Annotated in this window: 14 protein-coding genes and 2 pseudogenes; 7 read left to right on the top strand and 9 right to left on the bottom strand. The window is 40.0% G+C overall.

The features are described 5' to 3' along the window. The gene (locus tag QI031_RS19805) at positions 1 to 372 is read left to right on the top strand and encodes a DUF2237 family protein (RefSeq protein ID WP_281481368.1); all 372 of its coding nucleotides are present in this window, start codon (positions 1 to 3) and stop codon (positions 370 to 372) included. A gap of 339 nt (positions 373 to 711) precedes the next feature. Then, positions 712 to 2,829: a serine/threonine-protein kinase gene (locus QI031_RS19810; protein ID WP_281481369.1), complete on the top strand. Its 2,118-nt coding sequence runs from the start codon at positions 712 to 714 to the stop codon at positions 2,827 to 2,829. A gap of 1 nt (position 2,830) precedes the next feature. On the opposite strand, the gene QI031_RS19815 is transcribed toward QI031_RS19810, so the two are convergent. From QI031_RS19815 to kdpB, 4 genes and pseudogenes are all read right to left on the bottom strand, one after another. Beyond that, positions 2,831 to 3,952, bottom strand: a complete 1,122-nt coding sequence (locus QI031_RS19815; RefSeq protein ID WP_281481370.1) for a sensor protein KdpD — start codon at positions 3,950 to 3,952, stop codon at positions 2,831 to 2,833. 271 nt (positions 3,953 to 4,223) lie between these two features. Further along, on the bottom strand, positions 4,224 to 4,805 hold the full coding sequence (gene kdpC, locus QI031_RS19820; protein WP_281481371.1) for a K(+)-transporting ATPase subunit C: 582 nt from the start codon (positions 4,803 to 4,805) through the stop codon (positions 4,224 to 4,226). Continuing rightward, complete coding sequence (locus QI031_RS19825; protein ID WP_281481372.1) at positions 4,805 to 5,026, bottom strand: potassium-transporting ATPase subunit F; 222 nt, start codon at positions 5,024 to 5,026, stop codon at positions 4,805 to 4,807. The genes kdpC and QI031_RS19825 overlap by 1 nt, the downstream gene beginning before the upstream one ends. Before the next feature lie 44 nt (positions 5,027 to 5,070). Further along, positions 5,071 to 6,576: pseudogene (kdpB, locus tag QI031_RS19830) on the bottom strand (potassium-transporting ATPase subunit KdpB); the annotation flags it as partial. A 119-nt stretch (positions 6,577 to 6,695) separates the two neighbouring features. On the opposite strand from kdpB, the gene QI031_RS19835 reads away from it, so the two are divergent. Together QI031_RS19835 and QI031_RS19840 are read left to right on the top strand one after the other, a co-directional pair. Continuing rightward, positions 6,696 to 8,117 (top strand): IS4 family transposase, encoded by a 1,422-nt coding sequence (locus tag QI031_RS19835; RefSeq protein WP_281481373.1) that lies wholly within the window; start codon positions 6,696 to 6,698, stop codon positions 8,115 to 8,117. Between the two features lie 87 nt (positions 8,118 to 8,204). Further along, positions 8,205 to 8,606: a hypothetical protein gene (locus QI031_RS19840; protein ID WP_281481374.1), complete on the top strand. Its 402-nt coding sequence runs from the start codon at positions 8,205 to 8,207 to the stop codon at positions 8,604 to 8,606. 62 nt (positions 8,607 to 8,668) lie between these two features. Here QI031_RS19840 and QI031_RS19845 read toward each other — a convergent pair. Both QI031_RS19845 and kdpA read right to left on the bottom strand, forming a co-directional pair. Next, positions 8,669 to 9,244 (bottom strand): annotated as a pseudogene (locus QI031_RS19845) (P-type ATPase actuator domain-containing protein); the annotation flags it as partial. Between the two features lie 120 nt (positions 9,245 to 9,364). Next, positions 9,365 to 11,050 carry a potassium-transporting ATPase subunit KdpA gene (gene kdpA, locus QI031_RS19850; RefSeq protein WP_281486081.1) on the bottom strand — a complete coding sequence of 562 codons (1,686 nt, stop codon included), beginning with the start codon at positions 11,048 to 11,050 and terminating at the stop codon, positions 9,365 to 9,367. 587 nt (positions 11,051 to 11,637) lie between these two features. Here kdpA and QI031_RS19855 point away from each other — a divergent pair. Together QI031_RS19855 and QI031_RS19860 are read left to right on the top strand one after the other, a co-directional pair. Continuing rightward, complete coding sequence (locus QI031_RS19855) at positions 11,638 to 12,741, top strand: sensor histidine kinase (RefSeq protein ID WP_281481375.1); 1,104 nt, start codon at positions 11,638 to 11,640, stop codon at positions 12,739 to 12,741. A gap of 1 nt (position 12,742) precedes the next feature. Then, a complete protein-coding gene (locus tag QI031_RS19860) occupies positions 12,743 to 13,432 on the top strand; it encodes a response regulator transcription factor (protein ID WP_281481376.1) in 690 nt (229 codons plus the stop codon). 126 nt (positions 13,433 to 13,558) lie between these two features. Here the strand turns inward: QI031_RS19860 and QI031_RS19865 are convergent, their stop codons facing one another. The 3 genes from QI031_RS19865 to QI031_RS19875 all read right to left on the bottom strand — a co-directional run bounded on the left by QI031_RS19865 (position 13,559) and on the right by QI031_RS19875 (position 17,977). Continuing rightward, the gene (locus QI031_RS19865) at positions 13,559 to 15,220 is read right to left on the bottom strand and encodes a protein kinase domain-containing protein (protein ID WP_425526035.1); all 1,662 of its coding nucleotides are present in this window, start codon (positions 15,218 to 15,220) and stop codon (positions 13,559 to 13,561) included. A 505-nt stretch (positions 15,221 to 15,725) separates the two neighbouring features. Continuing rightward, entirely contained in the window at positions 15,726 to 16,466 is a 741-nt protein-coding gene (locus tag QI031_RS19870; protein WP_281481378.1) for a class I SAM-dependent methyltransferase, read from the bottom strand. A 71-nt stretch (positions 16,467 to 16,537) separates the two neighbouring features. Continuing rightward, entirely contained in the window at positions 16,538 to 17,977 is a 1,440-nt protein-coding gene (locus QI031_RS19875) for a carotenoid oxygenase family protein (RefSeq protein WP_281481379.1), read from the bottom strand. A 497-nt stretch (positions 17,978 to 18,474) separates the two neighbouring features. Here QI031_RS19875 and QI031_RS19880 point away from each other — a divergent pair, with 497 nt between their 5' ends. Further along, positions 18,475 to 19,032, top strand: a complete 558-nt coding sequence (locus QI031_RS19880) for a hypothetical protein (protein ID WP_281481380.1) — start codon at positions 18,475 to 18,477, stop codon at positions 19,030 to 19,032. The last annotated feature ends 55 nt before the right edge of the window (positions 19,033 to 19,087 follow it).

Genomic DNA, 19,087 nt, shown 5'->3' on the forward strand with positions numbered 1-19,087 from the left:
ATGGCAGATGCTAAAAACGTGCTAGGCAAAAATCTGGAAATTTGCTGCAACTCTCCCATGACTGGGTATTATCGTGACGGATTTTGTAATACAGGTGGTCAAGATTTTGGAATGCACGTTGTTTGCGCCCAGATGACAGCAGAATTTCTGGAGTTTACCAAATTGCAGGGAAACGATTTGAGTACACCAGTGCCGCAATTTAATTTTCCCGGATTACGGCCAGGCGATCGCTGGTGTTTGTGTGCGGCTCGTTGGCAAGAAGCCCTCGATGCTGGCGTGGCTCCACCTGTAGTTTTATCAGCCACCCATGCTAGAGCTTTGGAAGTCTGTAACCTGGAAGATTTGAAGCAACACGCCATAAGTTCCTCATAGATATTGCTGAATAATAGAATGATATTTGTAATACCCGTATTTATCCAGAAAAATGTGAGGTAATTTTGGCTACTGCTATACCGCAGTGACTCCATGTGGGTAAGCTGTTAAACATTTAATTTGCACATTGAGGCAGCAGGGGAGCAGGGAGCAGGGGGCAAGGGAGAGGGTTTGCAGCTTTTATTACCATTAACATGATGCAATTTAAATGACGATTAGCTTAAAAGGGAATCAAAACCATTGTGACGTTACTTCCCTTGCCTCGTTTGCTCCCTACACTCACCGTTAACCTGTGGCAAGATTAAAATCAGACACAACGCGTTCAACTAGGCAATCAAGATGCTAGGAAACACACTTGTTGGAAGATACCAAATTATTAGCCACTTGGGAGGTGGGGGATTTGGTGAAACTTTTGTTGCTTGTGATACTCACTTGCCTGGTTTACCTCAGTGTGTTGTCAAGAAACTTAAGCCTCAAGCGATTGACCCGGTAACTTTAGAAACAGCTAGGCGGTTATTCGATACGGAAGCGCAAGTACTGTATAAGTTAGGTACTCACGATCGCATCCCGCAACTTTTAGCTTATTTTGAAGAAAATGCCGAATTTTATCTTGTACAAGAACTTATCAAAGGTCATGACCTAAGTACAGAATTAGCAGCCGGGAAGACTTTGAGTCAAGACCAAGTGATTTTGTTATTACAAGAAATCTTAGAAATTTTAGAATTTGTTCACCAACAAAAGGTGATTCACCGCGATGTCAATCCACACAATTTACTGAGACGGCAGCAAGATGGCAAGTTAATTTTAATTGACTTTGGAGCCGTTAAACAAATTACTACCCAGTTAATTACTCCTGATGGTCAAACTAAATCTACTGTTGCGATAGGCACACCCGGATATATCCCCGGAGAACAGGCTCATGGTACGCCAAAATTTAGTAGTGATATTTATGCTGTAGGGATAATTGCGATTCAAGCAATCACGGGAATATCTCCTGAACAATTAGATAAAGATGCCGAAACGAATGAGATTATTTGGCAAAATAAAACCACAATATCGCCAGATTTCGCCCAATTTTTAGACAAAATGGTGTGTTATGATTTCCGACAACGATATTCTTCGGCTTCTGTAGCCTTGCAATCTCTCAAGGATTTCACACAGCCAACATCTGGCACTATAGCCTTGAGTCCTCCTGCTTTACCAATGCAGCAGACAAAAGGTGGTAAACACAAAAAAGGACTATTTATTAAGTTATTATTAGCTATATTTCTCATTGGTGTTAGTAGTGTAGCATCTATATTTATTGTTAATAGTATTAATGCTAGTAACGCTACAGAATTATCTAAACAAGGCAATACTCTTTTTGAATTGCAACGTTATCAAGATGCACTAGCCGCTTATGAACAGGCAGTTGAAATTAGACCAGATTATGCTCAAGGATGGAATGGTCAAGGCAAAACTTTATCTAAATTAAAACAATATAAAGCCGCACTAGCAGCTTACGATAAAGCAATTCAAATTCAGCCTGAGTATGTAGAAGCTTGGAGTGGCAGAGGTTTTATCCTGCAAAATTTACAGCGATATTCAGAAGCGATCGCCTCTTTTGATAAAGCCTTAAAATTACAAAATAATTATCCAGAAGTTTGGAATGCCAAAGGCGAAGTTTTTAGTAATTTAAAGCAGTATGATAACGCTATAAAATCTTATAATCAAGCGATAAAACTCAAGCCAGATTATTATCAAGCTTGGTATGAAAAAGGGCTAGCCTTACAAAATATCAAACAATATGAAGAAGCGATCGCAGCTTATGATAAAGCGATTGAAATCAAACCTAGTTATGAACAAGCTTGGTACAATCGAGGTAATGCCCTAGTAAATTTAAACCGCTACGAAGATGCCTTCAAAGCTTATGACCAAGTAGTACAGTATAACCCAAATTATGACCTAGCTTGGTTATCTAGAGGTAATGTCCTCATGACTTTGCGCCGCTATCCAGAAGCAATAGAATCATTTAGTCAAGTCATAAAAGACAATTCCAAAAATTATCAAGCTTGGTATAGTCGAGGTTGGGCATTGCATCAAAGCCAACGTTATGACGAGGCTGTGCAATCTTATAAAAAAGCGGCAGCAATCGAACCAAAAAATTATCAAGTTTGGTATAACTTAGGAAATTCTCAATATATTTTACAGAAATACGAAGATGCGATCGCGTCTTATAATAAAGCAGTTCGTTACAAGCCAAATCATTACGAAAGTTGGTATAGCAAAGGTAATGCTTTATCAAAATTAGCACGATATAAAGATGCGATCGCTTCTTATGAACAAGCACTTAAATATAAACCTGATTATCAACAAGCAATAGAAGCTCGTAATCAAGCTCAAAGTCAATTACAAATAGAAAAACCACAGCCGATAATCGTACCAACCATACCAATACAGGAAAACACTGAAGATTAAATTATTTTTCAGTAGCAATAATATGTAAATCTATTTTTTGATGTCTGATTAGCTCCATCAATCTTTGGGTGAAAGAACCTTTGAGCCATCTTCTCCATGAGGACTGCTGGCTTTCACCAATGATAATTTGAGTGATGCGATAATCTACTGCAACTTGAGCAATTTTTTTGGCGATACTTTGGCTCTTAAAGTGCAAAAATTCACCGCCAAAATCTTGACATAATTTCTCGCATGTATCGATATGTAAACTTTCTTCTTTGGTAAGGAAACGTTCGGGATATGCTACAAACACAGTATACAATCGCGCATTCATATAATTGGCAATTCGTGCGCCTCTACGTAGCAATTGCACTGAATCAGGATAAGTGGATACACATACTAAAACTCGTTCGTGAACATTGCACTTTTGTCCTACCAAGTTGGAAGTATTTGCTTCTTCCTCAACGGTATCTGCTACTTCTCTTAATGCTAGTTCCCTTAAAGCAATGAGATTACGACGCTGAAAGAAGTTTTTCAGGGATTGCTCGATTTTTTCAGGAGCATAAATTTTCCCTTCTTGTAAGCGTTCTTCTAGAGTTTCTGGAGTAACATCAATCACAACAACAGCATCAGCTTCCTCAAGTAGATAATCAGGAATGCGTTCTCGTACCACGACACCTGTAATTCTTGCCACTAAGTCGTTTAAACTTTCCAAATGCTGAATATTGACAGTTGAATAAACATCAATTCCATTTGCTAAAATGACTTCTACGTTCTGATAGCGCTTTTCTCGTTGGGAACCAGGAACGTTAGTATGAGCAAGTTCATCCACTAGAACCAATTGGGGAGAGCGTTGCAAAATTGCCTCTGTATCCATTTCCTGTAGAGTGACGTTCTGATGGATGCAGGCTTTTTGGGAAACTACCTCTATTCCAGCAGCTTTCATTGCCGTATCTTTACGTCCATGAGTTTCTAAGATACCGATAACTACATCAATGCCATCTTGTTTGAGTTGATGTGCTTCTTCCAGCATTTTGTAAGTTTTGCCGACACCGGGAGCCATACCAATAAAAATCTTATGTTTTCCGCGTCGGTGAGGACGAATATAAGAACTGTCAGGGGATGGGGTGTGCGAATGAATCATATCATTAACAAAATACTGGGCAAATTGGCAATTGTTGCGGTTTGATATTAATAGGACTTACGCAAGAACTCTCTAAAACCCTCTTAACTACCCTCCGGGAAGCCACTTCGTGTCTACGTGTTCTTTGTCTTGAAAAGTTTGTTACGCAGGGAAACCAACGCCACTTGCTACAAGTCGGGGAACCCGCCCAAAGCAGTGGCTCCTCCTGACAACTTTTCGCTGTGTCCTTGGTGGTTCGTTTTTCCATAACTTTGCGTAAGTCCTGATTAAGTTAACTTTTAGGCTGTAAAGCATCTAAAGCTAGATTTAGCCGTAAAACATTAACTCCTGGTTCACCAAAAATTCCCAAGAATCTACCATCGATGTTTTGAGATACCAAAGTTTGAATTTGGGCTAAGTTAAGATTACGGGCGCTGGCGATACGTCGCACCTGTGCTTGGGCTGCTGCAATGCTAATGTGAGGATCTAAACCGGAGCCAGAAGTATAAACTAAATCAGCAGTTGGTTGTATGTTGGCTTGTTTCAGCCGTGCTACTTCCACTTGAATGCGTTTAAGGAGTTCAGGATTGCTGGGTGCGAGGTTGCTAGCTCCTGATATCCCGGTTTTGGCAACTTCTGGGTCTGTACTATATTTTACAGTGCTGGGACGGCTCCAGAAATAGCGATCGCTACTAAAGGGTTGACCAATTAAAGCAGAGCCTACAACTGTACCTTGACTATTAGTAATTAAGCTGCCGTTAGCCTGAAAAGGCAATGCTATCTGTCCGCAAAGTAGCATGAAAAAAGGATAGAGAAAGGCTGTTAGTAGCCATAAAGCTAAGGTGGAACGAACAGCTTTATTGAGTTGGCTCATTAGAATTTCTCCGGTTGAAAAATGACTACAAATAAATAAATACTCACGCTCAAAGTCACAAGTCCTAAAAGGGCAATAGCATAAGATGCAGAACGTGATATTTCGCTCGATGTTGCGGCTTGTACTATTGGTGCTAAAAATGCATTCAAGCAAAGCAGTAAAAATAGAGAGAAAGGAACGCGATTTGGTTTTTCACCAATAAAGTCAAATACATTCTTCATAGTTAAAATAGTGAATTGAAACGCCAAGTAACGCAGGTTTTAAACTAAGCCAGACCTATGGACACAATCAAAACATCAATTATTTTGATGACAAAGAAGGGAATCAGAACGCCACCAAGTCCATAAATAAAAATATTGCGTTGCAAAAGTTGATCTGCGGTCAATGGTCGAAATTTAACTCCAGTTAGTGCTAAGGGGATGAGTGCTGGAATCACCAATGCGTTGTAAATTAAAGCTGATAAAACCGCAGATTGGGTACTTGCCAAACCCATAATATTGAGAGTGCCAACACCAATACCCGCGAAAATAGCAGGAAGGATAGCAAAATACTTAGCGATATCGTTAGCAACAGAAAAAGTGGTAAGTGCGCCGCGGGTAATCAGTAATTGTTTACCAATAGTGACGATGTCAATTAACTTGGTAGGATCAGAATCAAGGTCTACCATATTAGCAGCTTCCTTCGCCGCTTGAGTGCCTGTATTCATTGCCACACCTACATTTGCTTGAGCTAAAGCTGGGGCATCATTAGTACCATCCCCAGTCATGGCTACGAGTTTTCCTTGGGCTTGTTCTGTCCGAATCACTTCAATTTTGTCTTCAGGTGTAGCCTCGGCGATAAAGTCATCAACTCCTGCTTCTTCGGCAATCACAGATGCAGTAATCCGGTTATCTCCAGTTAGCATAATAGTTTTAATTCCCATCCGCCGCATTTGGTCAAACCGTTCTCGAATCCCCGGTTTAATAATATCTTTGAGATAAATTACACCGTAGATCTCATCATTTTTACAAAGTGCTAATGGAGTACCACCTAATCGAGAAATTCGTTCAAAGGTGGTATCAAGTTCAGGGATTAATTTTCCATTTCGGGAACGCACAAATCCTTTAATTGCATCCACTGCACCTTTACGAATTTGCACCTCGTTGGCTAAATCAGTTCCACTCATCCGCGTTTTTGCAGAAAACTCAATACCTTCTGCTTGTTTGGGGTCAAAATCTAGTTTTGCCCCTAATTTTTCTGCCAATTTGACGATGGATTTTCCTTCTGGTGTTTCATCAAATACACTTGATTCTAGAGCAACTTTTGCTACCTTCTCCATAGAATGACCATTAACAGGAATAAATTCCTCTGCTAAACGGTTTCCCAAAGTAATCGTACCTGTTTTGTCCAATATCAGGGTGTTGATATCCCCACAGGCTTCAACCGCCCGTCCGGAAGTCGCAATGACATTAAACTGAGCGACTCTATCCATTCCAGCAATCCCAATAGCACTTAATAATCCGCCAATCGTGGTAGGAATCAGTGCCACAAGTAAGGCTATGAGTACGGCAATACTGAGAGGTGAGTTGATGTAGACTGACACTGTAGGTAAAGTAGCAATCACAACCAAAAATACCTGAGTAAGAACTGCCAATAAAACTGTCAGGGCGATTTCATTAGGTGTTTTGCTGCGAGAAGCTCCTTCTACTAAACCAATCATGCGGTCAAGAAAGCCTTGGCCAGGGTCAGTAGTCACCCGAATGATCAGCTCATCGGAGGTGATACGCGTTCCTGACTTTTCACGGGATGTGGAAAAGGGGAGTTGGTTCGCGTAAAATTTACGCGAACCAATGCCAGAGAATTAACTTGTGATTTTAGATATTGTCGTGGTAGGTGTGTCAATGAGTGCAAATGAAAATCTTAGAGAAGAACCTGTATGAGGAGTGTAACTTTGGAGACAAACGTTTAACCCAAAGGGCAGCATTTATAGGTGAACTTTTATCGGTAAAATATGGTCAGCCTTTATCGAAAATATTTAAAACTGCTAGCGACCTCAAACGTGGTTACGAATTTTTCTCTAATCCAAAAACAAATTTTGAGAAATTGACTCAACCTTACTTTAAACAAACAGCCCAAGAAATAAACGGCGCTCCTGTGGTGCTAGCTGTAGGAGATACAACTTTTTTAGATTATAAAAAAATATTAGACAAAAGAGAAGAATACGGCCCAATAGGTAATGGCGGAAATGGATTAATTTTACATAGCTGTTTAGCTATAGAACCTGATTTTGGGCAGCCATTAGGGTTATTGTGGGAGAAGCTGTGGCATAGAGAGCATAAAGCTTCACAGCCGATTAATGAAAGCCAAGAAGCTAAAAAAGAGCGTCTAAAAAAAGAGCGAAAAGCCAAAAGAAATAAAGAATTTAAAGAGAAAGAATCTTATAGATGGGTTGAGGCTTTCTCAAAGATAGAAAAACAGTTTTCTACTTTAGAAATTCCACTAGGGGGATTATCGTCGAAGATAATTCATGTCTTTGACCGAGAAGGTGATATTGCAGAAGTCTTCGCCCAAATCAGTCAAACTAAAAACGCGGGTGTAATAGTCAGGGCGGCACACAACCGTTGTCTAGAAGGAGAGAATGAGCATTTATGGTCATACGTAACTTCCACTGCTGTCAAGTTTGTAAAAGACGTTGGACTAGCCGAAACTAAAAAGCGTAATGCCAGAACTGCCACCTTAGAAGTCAGATATTGTCCAGTATCAATTAGTTCGCCAACAAGGCTGAAAAATCAAGGCAGTTTTCATGTTTATGCAGTCTATGCCAGAGAAATTAATTGTCCAGAAAATTGTGAACCAGTAGAGTGGATGCTACTAACTACTGAATCAGTTGATTCAGAACAATCAGCAGCACAAATCCTCCGTTGGTATACGTATCGTTGGCGAGTTGAAGAGTATCATAAAATTCTCAAATCGGGGTGTAAGGCTGAAAGCTACCGATTAGCTGGTGAGAGTATGTCAACGATGTTGGGATTTTTAACTGTGATTGCCGCACAGCTATTGCGAATGACGTACTTACACCGTAACTGCCCGCACCTTGATGCTAGTGTGGTGTTAACTCAAGTACAAATGGATGTACTGTTAGCTAGTAGCCCGCCTAAATTCAAAAAAGATATCGAATTTACCGTTGATTGGGCAATCCGCGCTATCGCCCGCCTGGGGGGATACTTAGAACATCGAAAAAACAGTGCCATTGGTATACAGGTTTTATGGAGAGGTTGGTTAGAGTTAGAAACCCTGTGCCAAGGTTGGCTATTACACCAAAATCTTAAATAATTCGCTTCAAACGGTAAACACCTACCTGACTCCATCAGAAAATAATTCGCGTAAATTATCCGCGAACCGTAACGCCCGGTTTGTTATATGCCTCAGTCGCCAAAATCTTCAATTCAAGATGATTTAGCCAAACGTGTAGACGCGGTAGTCAAAATTAAACAGCGCCTTGAGCAAGAAATTCATTCGATACTCGCTTTGGGTAAGGTCGCTCCTGCTTCTTGTTGGATTGTTCGCTATCAAGCTAAGGGGCGGAATGATAATTATTGGTATTACAAACTACAGGCTTCTTCCCCAATCTTTCCCACAAAGACCGATGGTAAATTATCTCGATATCAGCATTTGGGTAAAGCTGGTAGTCAAGCTTACATAGATGCCCTTGAGCAAATTACCCGTCGCGCTAAAATTGAAGCTTTAGATCGCTCCATTGAGTCTCTAAACCTTGGTTTGAAAGATTTAATCGAAGAAACCTCCAAATATCGTCAACAATAAAAGTTGGTTCGCGTTAATCATACGCGAACCAACTCCCCTTTTCCACATCCCGTGAAAAGTCAGATACGCGTTCCCCCAGTCACGGAACTAGCAATATCTGACCCTGGTTCTTTTAGTACTGGTGCTGATTCTCCTGTAATGGCAGATTCATCCACAGAGGCAATACCTTTAATCACCTCTCCATCAGCAGGGATAATGTCTCCAGCAGTTACCTTAATTTGGTCGCCACGACGTAGGGCAGTAGAACTAACCTCTTCGATGAAACCATCAGCAAGGAGTTTTTTGGCTTTAGCATCAGATTTTGCTGATCGCAAGGCATCTGCTTGAGCTTTACCTCGTCCTTCAGCTACAGCTTCGGCAAAGTTGGCAAAGACAACGGTGAAGAACAAAATTAGAGTAATTAAACCATTGAATAATCTGGGGTTGTCACCAGATGTTGGGCCAAATAAGTTTGGTGCAATTGTTACCAGTGCTGTGATAATCGTACCTAACCAAACCACAAACATCACTGGATTTTTCAGCATGTTACGCGGATGCAGCTTAACAAATGCTTGCTGAAATGCGCGTTTGTAAAGTCCGGCTGATTTGGCTTTGGGTTTATGTTTGCGTTCTTGTCGCAGTTTTGTAGATAATGTCATTGGTGATTAATTAATTTAAAAAAATTAGGCACAGGCGCAAACAAGAGAATATTTCGCGTTGCATAGTTGCGGGATGATTTACCAACTTCCAAAATTCTCCCCCTGCTCCCCCTGCTCTCTTCATCCACCTCTAGCAATCAAAAATGCCTCTGCTATAGGGCCTAAAACAAGTGCAGGAAAGAAGGTAAGAGCGCCAAGAATTAAAATCACTCCGCTTGTAACTCCTGTGAAGAGTCTAGTGTCAGTTCTGAGAGTGCCGGTGGTAACAGGAACAGGTTGCTTGCGAGACATATTATCCGCCAAAAGCAACAGTGCAATAATCGCGATATAACGTCCTGCCAAAATACTGACACTCGTGCTGAGATTCCACCACAGAGTGTTATCACTTAATCCTTCAAAGCCAGAACCGTTATTCGCTGCGGCGGAAGCGTATTCGTAAACTACCTGGGAAACTCCATGAAAACCTGGGTTACTAATACCTGAAAGGATATCGGGAAAGCCGAAAGTAATAGCCCAAGGAATGAGAATAGCAAAGGGGTGAACTAATAAAACAACGCTGGCTAGGACAATTTCTGGTTTCTCAATTTTGCGTCCTAAAAATTCTGGTGTCCGTCCCACCATTAACCCAGTCAAGAACACCGCCAAAATTAGATAAATAAATAGGTAAGCTGTACCAGTTCCTTGACCTCCCCAAATAATTTGCAAAAACATATTAAAGAGAGTGGCAAATCCTCCAGGCGGCATCAAAGAATCATGCATACCATTAACAGCACCACACATAGTTGCTGTAGTCATGACTGCCCAAAGTGCTGTTTGCGCCCATCCAAATCGAACTTCTTTGCCTTCTAAATTGGGTTGTTGTTCTCCTAATAGTGAGTTAACAAGGGGATTTCCTGGAAATTCACCTACTGCGGCAACACCTACTAAAAAGACAAAGATGATGAAGACCATCCAAAACACTAACCATGCTTGTTTACGGTTGTTAGCAAATATGCCGTAAGTGTAAATCAGTGCTGTGGGAATAGAAATCATTGCCCACATTTCTAATAAGTTCGTAAAGCCGTTGGGATTTTCAAAAGGATGGGCTGAGTTGATTCCAAAAAAGCCACCACCGTTTTCTCCTAGTTCTTTAATAATTTCAAAATGTGCAACCAGGCCACGGGCAATTACTTGAGTTGCACCCTCTAAGGTGGTTGCTGTAGCCGGGCCTGCCAAGGTTTCGGGTATACCCGCCAAAATCAATAACAAGCCACCAATCACAGATATTGGTAACAAAATTCGTGTGATTGACTTAATTAAATCGCTGTAAAAGTTGCCTAATGGTCTACCAGTTAAACCGCGAATAAAGGCAATTCCTACTGCTAAACCAGTCGCCGCTGAAGTAAACATCAAGAACCCAAGGGCAAAAGTTTGACTAGCATAGCTAAAGGTTGTCTCACCAGAATAATGCTGTTGATTGGTATTAGTGACAAAGGAAAGTGTAGTGTGCAGTGCTAAATCCCAACTTGGCGCACCTAAATTTGTAGGATTTAGCGGCAACCATCCTTGCAGCATCAGGATTAAATAAACTAAAATCCCCATGACAAGATTGCTATACAGTACTGTTTTGGCATACTGCCAACCTGTCATTTCTTCTTGGGGACGTATACCACTAAAGGCATAAATAGCTTTTTCTAGAGGATTTATTACTGCATCAAGGATTATTTTTTCTCCCATAAAAACGCGAGCTATATATTTCCCCAGTAGAGGAGTAGTTACTATGACTATCAGTAATGTCAAAGCAATTTGTATCCATCCTTGTAACATGAATTTCAAAAATCTCCTGGTAGATTTTTATATTGTTGGCTTTTTAATGAAACACTCTTTGGGTGAATAGTGAACTGGATGTTTTTTATTAAGGACAACATTTAGCATAGGAACTGAGGCCGAACTTAAAGCAACAGCTAGTAGATAATCTCCATACCAAATTTGGGGTCAGTACTTGCTAGGATGACTTAATTATTTCTAATAATGCCAATAATTATGCAGCTTTCTGGCAATAATAAGCTAGTTAAAGCTTTACCACAATGGCGACTATTGCTTGTTATTTTTACACTTATTAAACCTAATGCCATAACGCATTTTTGCGATTAGAGAGAACACTAAGGATAAAGTTCTCTAGTTGTTAACAATTAATATAATTGACTAATCCATGAATCAAAACAAGTAATAGAAGGATATAAAACAGCGTTTGTTTTTTGTATATATTGTTTATTGAGTAATATATATTAAGCGTTTATGATGTTTATTTTTATCTAAACACTTTATTGATGGGTTGATAATCTGCTATAGTTAATTTTAGATAGATATAATTTTTAGTTATACTAATATGTACAGTAAACATCACGTCCTAAATGGTAGATTTCAAAGTTAGATTACTTCATAAAGAATCGCTTTTAGGCAAATTCCTGTTAATAGCAGGTCTATTTATAGTTGTACTAATTCTGGAGTACTCTACACCTAATGAATATGTGTTTGGCTATCTCTATACAGGGCCGATTTTGTTAGCAAACTCCTGGTTGGGGAGGCGCAGTACTTTTCAAACTACCTTTGTTGCTGTGTGCCTAACTATGCTGAATCTTGTAGTCCCAGGAGGTGAAGCCATGAAGGTTCCGACGATCGCCAGTAGAGCGATCGCAGCGATCGCCTTGATTGTCACAGGTGTTTTGAGCGATCGCCTGCGCCGTTCGCAAGAAGCGATCGCCCTGACTCGTGCCAAGCTAGAAGCTCAAGAGGAATTATCTAGAGTACGTGAAGATTTTGCTTCTACTCTCACCCATGATCTCAAAACTCCATTGCTGGGAGCAATTGAAACTCTCAAAGCGTTTGAACAAGAAAAATTTGGTGCTGTCTCATCGGCGCAGCAAAAAATTTTATCTACAATGACGCGCAGTCATCAAACTTCCCTACAACTGCTAGAAACTTTACTAGATATCTATCGCAATGATACAGAAGGCTTAAAACTCAACTTAACACCTGTAGATTTAGCTATCTTGGCAGAAGAAACTGCTAGCACTCTCTCGGAATTAGCAGCTAGTCGTCGCGTTTATCTTTCACTTAACTATGGTGACTCTGATTGGCGGCGATCGCTATGGGTTCAGGGTGATGCTTTGCAACTCCAACGAGTTTTTAACAATCTTTTAGTTAATGCTATCAACCATTCTCGGCGCGGTGAGCGTGTGGAAATAGTATTAGAACCGCAAGCTTTCTATCAAGTCGTGAAAATTTTGGATACGGGTGCAGGTATTGTACCTGAGCAGTTCTCCCATTTATTCGACCGATTTTACCAGGGACATAGCGATCGCCAAGCTAAAGGTTCTGGATTAGGGCTTTACCTATCTCGCCAAATTATTGCAGCCCACGGCGGTATAATTTGGGCAGAGAACAGAGTACCTATCGGTGCAATGTTTGCTTTCAAGCTTCCCGTTTACCCGTCTCAATCTTCTGTTACTGTGTGAGATGCCATCTACCCCAATCAAAATTCTCCTAGTAGAAGATGATGAACTCTTTCGTTTAGGTTTGCATGTGCGATTGCAACAAGAAACAGGGTTAGAAATTATTGCTGAGGCTGAAGATGGAGAAACAGCTATTGAGTTAATTAATCAAGAATCTTTCAATGTGGTGTTATTAGATGTAGGATTGCCAGGAATTGGAGGAATAGAAGCCTGTCGCCAAATTAAGCAGCAAAATCCTCAGTTACCAGTTTTAGTTTTGACTTCCCACTCTCAAAAGTCTCTAATTGCCCGATTAATTGAAGCAGGCGCTCAAGGCTATTGTCTCAAAGGAGTGGCAGCAGAAAAATTAGTGCTGGCACTTCGTTCTGTCGCTGCTGGAGCATCCTGGTGGGATGAAACTGCAACTAAAGAAATTCGTTCTAATTTTGCATCTGATCTTGACGAACCTAACTCAGAAAATATCTCAAAACTCTCCAACCCCCTAACTCAACGCGAACAAGAAATTTTGTCGCTATTAGCAGTCGGCAAAACTAATCAAGAAATTGCCTTGACACTCTACATTACACCTGGGACTGTCAGAGTGCATGTTCATGCGATTTTACATAAATTGGGAGTAGGCGATCGCACTCAAGCTGTTGTTGTTGCTTTACAAAAAAGGTTAATTAAAAGTAACTCGACTGTAGAAGAGCAGTAATTCCAAAACTTTTTTACTTGAAATTACATTAACTCTTCATTTTTGATTAACGACTATTCACTTCTTATAAATGATTTCTAGGGTGAGAGTTTTCAATTTGATGTGTAGAAGAAACCATACTGAAAGCTACATACTGAAAGCTACATTTTGACCTTGAGTTTGTCGGCGCTGTTTTTGAGTATATTCGTTTAGTTTCACCTGAACTTGAGCATATATAGGGGTATCTTTAGGAATCCTGCGGAGAAATGCCACAGCTCCATCGAAGTCACCCATTAACGCTTTTTTGTGGGCATTATGTAAAAAATAGGCTGCTCTAATTTGCCGCTTTTGACTATATTCAGCCAATTTTTTTTGCACTAAAGCGCCAGCAGAACTTTCTTGAGGAATTTGACGCAGATACTTTAAAGCCGTAGAAAAATCTCTTGCCTCAGCTTTTTCATAAGCTTTTGCTAATAAATCTTGCGTCTGTACTTCAATATTAAATTGTGCCTGCTGAACTAATTTATCGATTTTAGATTGCCAATATAAAATATCAGGAACTTTAGGAGCAACACTTAGCACATCTGACCATCTACCTTCATTGAAAGCTTGTTCAGCTATTAAATATTGTTCCGCCGCCTGTTGCCATTGCTGTTGCCATTCTTCAATTGTGGCTTGAGCTTCTGGATAAACATTACTATGAGAGGGAATCGATTTAGCCAAAGCGATCGCTTCTTGTAAATCCCCAGCTTGATATTCTTCTGTTGCTTTATATAAAGTTTCGGTTTCAGAATAAGCGGGAGAATTAGTTACTAAAGAATATACTCCCAATCCCATTAATAAAGAATTAGCAGCCAGTCCTACTTTCATTCCTGTTAGTAGGGGCGAAGATTGCTCAGATGTACGACGCTGGTAAGAATCACGGCTTTCAACTGTTACCTCCAAAGGTTCATCAGGCTGAGTTTCTTGTACCATTTGCTGGAGTACACGCAGTACCTCACCCACAGACTGAAAACGCTCTTGGTAGTCATAACGAACCATTTGACTGAGAACTGCTGCTAAATAATCATTAACTGGCGTATCTTGAGAACGCCATAAAATCTCGTTGGTATCAGCATCACCTTTTAATTGCAGTGGTTCTAGCCCTGTTAAAGCCTGGATAGCAATCATACCCAAAGCATAGATATCACTATTAGGTTGTGTTTGACCAATAAATTGTTCTGGGGGAATATAACCCAGTGATGTTACAGGAATCCGATAGATGGGCAATTCCCCATCTATATCTAAATCAACTGACTGGATTGAGCCAAAGTCAATTAAAACTAATTTGCTATCAGCAGTACGTCTGATTAAGTTTTCTGGTTTGATATCACAATGAATTACACCTTGAGAGTGAACAAATTCCAAAATACTTAAAACGTCTTGTAAAAAATCTATAACTTCGTTTTCAGTCCAAACACATCCCCATTGTGGAGTGATGGGCAATTCTGCTGTTAACGAGTGTCCTTCTATAAACTCTTGGACTAAATAAAACCGTTCGTGTTCTTCAAAGCAAGCGATAAATTCGGGAATTTGGTCATGAAGTCCCAGACGCTTGAGGGTTTGAGTTTCGGTAAGAAAGCGTAATCTTAAGGTGTCTAAGTAGCTGGGTTGAGAATTGCTCACCTTGAGCTGCTTAACGACACATTGGGGATGATGTGGATAATCTATATCTACAGCAATATATGTCTGTCCAAATACCCCTGCACCCAGGCTTTGGACTATTTGGTAACGTGATTGTAGTACTTTACCGATCATGTGGTAGTTCATGAGCTGGTTACTTGGTAAATCCATATATAAGTTTTCTAACATGGCTAATTAATTCCGGAAGTCCTGAAAAATAAATGATTAGTGCTTTGATTGCTGAAACACGGCTTCTTTTATTATGTATTTTTACGTAGAAGTTGAGTGGTTTGTCAGACTTTAGATTACAAAAAGCTTAAATTACTTTAAAGTACTAACAATTACTGGTGATTTCAACTTGTCACGTTGTTTTTACTTAAATAACGTGTCAGAGTTTTGAACAGAAATAATAAATATTTTTACTTAAATTATTGCTTACCTTTTGATATAGCTAACTGAAAATTCAGTAATTTAACTTAAATCAACATTCACTGATGTACACAGTACTTATCTTAAGCTGACGACAACATAAGAAAGGGGTTCCCTTCATCAGGGGAAATTTATAGCAGTATGAGGATTTATACTTAGTCTGTATAGTTGCGATTTCCAATCGCCCGGTTTATTGCAAAAGTGGATGCTTTCGGTTGTGGACTTACAAACTTTTCTGCGCTACCAACAAAATAGATACACCAAAAGGTAGTTTTATGCGATTAATTAAATGACGTTCACTGGCAAATAAGAAAGTTAAGAACTGATTGATAGGTTTAGTTGGCAAATTTAAGTCATTACTACCAACAGAATTACTTTCGATACGTGATAAGTTTTTCAAAAAACGCATTAAAGCAACTATAGGAAATAGAAAAGCATTAAAATAACTGCCGTAACGGACAGTGTACCCAGCCTTGGTTACAAGTCGCTTTAAAGCTGGCAAAACATAACGGCGTTTGTGGTGATTGATGTCATCGTGCTGACTCCACAAAAATTTGTAAGCAGGGACTGTAACTAATAACCAACCTCCGGGCTTTAATCTAGAATGTAATGCCATTAGTGCTGCTAAGTCATTATCAAGATGTTCTATAACATCTAAGATGACAATCAAGTCATACTCGTCTGTAAAAGGAATTTTATCAGGTAAGCTACCTAATTTAACCTGAGTTACTTGTCGTTCATTAGCAATTTTGCCAGCGATTTCGTCTAGTTCCATCGCAGATATTTGACCATGACGAGCTAGCATACTCAAGTTACCGCCTGTACCACAACCAGCCTCCAGGATTTTGGGATTTTTTGGTAAATGAAGTTGACGAATGACTCGATTTATGATCCGGCGGCGACCCACAAACCACCAGTGCTGATCTTCTACGGCTGCATATTGTAGGTAAAAATCTTTGTCCATTTGGGATTTTAAATAATGACTTTAGCCCTTTGTTGAAGATGCTGTACGCATGGAGAGGACTTTAGTCCTCACTACAAACCTGCATCTTTCCAAGTGCCGTGGAAGCCGTGGGGAATAATGCTGGGTAATCCTAGTTTACAGATAGGTTCTGCGTCTAAGCGATCGCTATCAAATATCCAAACTTGACTATTATCAGAATTACCATCGTATACAACTGTGATTACCCAACTCTGTAGGGAGTTTTGAGCATTTTGGACATGTATGGGTTCTGAAGGATAGCGATTTTCTCCGAAATCTGCTTCGGTGAGAATTTGGCTCTTGTGATCGAAGCGAGCGATCGCGTTTAATAATTCTTGGCTGATATCTGTCCCTTGGCGGAACCCAGACATATATGTGTAGCGAGAAAATTGCCCAACGTTTTGCTGTGGCACACTGGGAAATTCACAATGTCGGTCTGACAATTGCTGAATTTCTATAACTTTCCCTGTTTGGGGATTGAGACGTACCCGTGAAAATGTACTTTTAGCAGCAGTGTGAGTTTTTCCTGTAGCTACTTCTTTGAGATATTGGTTTGTCTGAAAATCTTCATAACGGGCAATATCTACAATCACTGAACCGTCAGCATCTACATAACCATTGGCAAAATGCCATTGATACCAAGGTTCAGTTTCTTTTCGAATTACTAAAGATAAATTTTCGCGGTCAAAGACTAAAATCTGGGTTCCTAGTTGAGGTCGCCATTCTAACGAATCACTATAACTGCTTGTTCCCAATAATATGGGTAAAATATTCAACCGCACTGGTGGCACGAAAAAGACAAGATACTGTCCTGCCAAGACAAAATCATGCACCAACGGCACTCCATCTAGTTGATATGCGGCTTTTTGGTTAATCTTGCCTGTGGAATCGCTTTTATAGATATTTAATGTCGCATCTTTTCCAGAACTAATGCCAAAGTTAAAAATTTCTCCTGTGTTGGGGTCACATTTGTCATGGGCAGAATAACTTAAGCCTCCAGTTAATCCCCCTAAATCATCTTCGCCCCAAGTTTCTAAAGTTTGCAAATCTAAGGCATGAGGTTTACCACCTTCCCATAGTGCTAAGAGTTTATCGGGGAGTGCTAGCACTGAAGTATTAGCAGCGTTCTTCACTGGTTTTCGCCATTGATTCCAAATTGGCCCCGGTGCTGTCATGCCATAGTTGCCGTAAAGCAGTTTACCTGCGGCAGTTTCTTGTTGATAGCCAAGAGTTTGCACGTAGCGATAAACTCCGGTAGCGCCTGCATCAGTAAAATGCACAGCAAGAATTGCCCCATCTCCATCAAACCAGTGTCCCATAGGGATACCACCACGTTCTAGACGGGCTGGCCCGTTGCGGTAAAGTGTGCCACGCAACCCATCAGGGATTTGCCCCCAGAGAATTGGCAGTTGGGTAGAAGGAAATTCTGGGGCTGGTTGTGCGATCGCATTTCCCCAAGTTTTTGTCATTGACTTTTGATTAATTGTATGCATTTTAGATTACTGCCAGATGAATCATCAACTTATACAAATACATCCTAATACTTTCATATTTATTGCAATTTTTGCACAATATTTATAACTATAAAATTATCAGAATTTTTGTTTTAAAATAGCGAAATTAATTAAAACTCATAATAGCTAATATTGAAAGAATACCAAGGCATAAATTTAATTTTTAATATAATTTGTCTGTTCAGCTTAATTACTTTATTTTTAAAATAATCTAAAGATTTGATCTTCATTATCAAAACATTTTCTATTGTAATTCAAGATAAAGTTATTTAAATTGTTATACGTAGATAGTACAGATTCTCAGTTCATTTCTATATCAAGTCAAACAACATAATTACCTGAACAAGCTAACAACTCCTAACTAGATTTCGCAAGGTACAGGCAATAAGTAAATTGTGGAACAAGTTTAAAATTGCCTACTTGTTATTCTCAATATTTGCAAAACTTCTACCCTAAAAACAGGAGAACTATTTCTCATGGCAGATGCAATGAATGGCGGTAACGGTAGTCCCTCTACTGGTGATTTGAGTGAGCTACTAAAGACAACACCCTTTGCTCCTTTGTTTGACATTCCAAATGTTGATGAAAAAGTGATCATCGAGGGTTTTGGTAACGCCTTTGGTAATGGAGGTATCGAAAACCCATTCCCAGCTGGTGGATCGGTTGATCCTAGTGACCTTCCTTACAATGGTAATCCTTTTGCCGGTGACAACTTCTGGGATATTTTCGCTGGCGGTCAAAATCCAACCAAAGTTGGTAGTAGCGGTGATCCTTTAACTGGTGGCGAAAACCCATTCGCTGATGGTAGTAATCCTTTTGCAGGTGGTGACAATCCAATTGCAGGGGGTAGCAATCCTTTTGCAGAGGGTAACAATCCTTTTGCAGGAGGTAGCAATCCAATTGCAGGGGGTAGCAATCCAATTGCAGGGGGTAGCAATCCTTTTGCAGAGGGTAACAATCCTTTTGCAGGGGGTAGCAATCCAATTGCAGGGGGTGACAATCCTTTTGCAAGTGGTAGTAATCCCTTTGCTTAGTCGCAGTTATTAGAATTACTCCACAAAACTGCTCCTCAATACAGATGAACACAAA

Origin of the sequence: Halotia branconii CENA392 (assembly GCF_029953635.1) — a bacterium.
GTDB classification, from domain to species: domain Bacteria; phylum Cyanobacteriota; class Cyanobacteriia; order Cyanobacteriales; family Nostocaceae; genus Halotia; species Halotia branconii.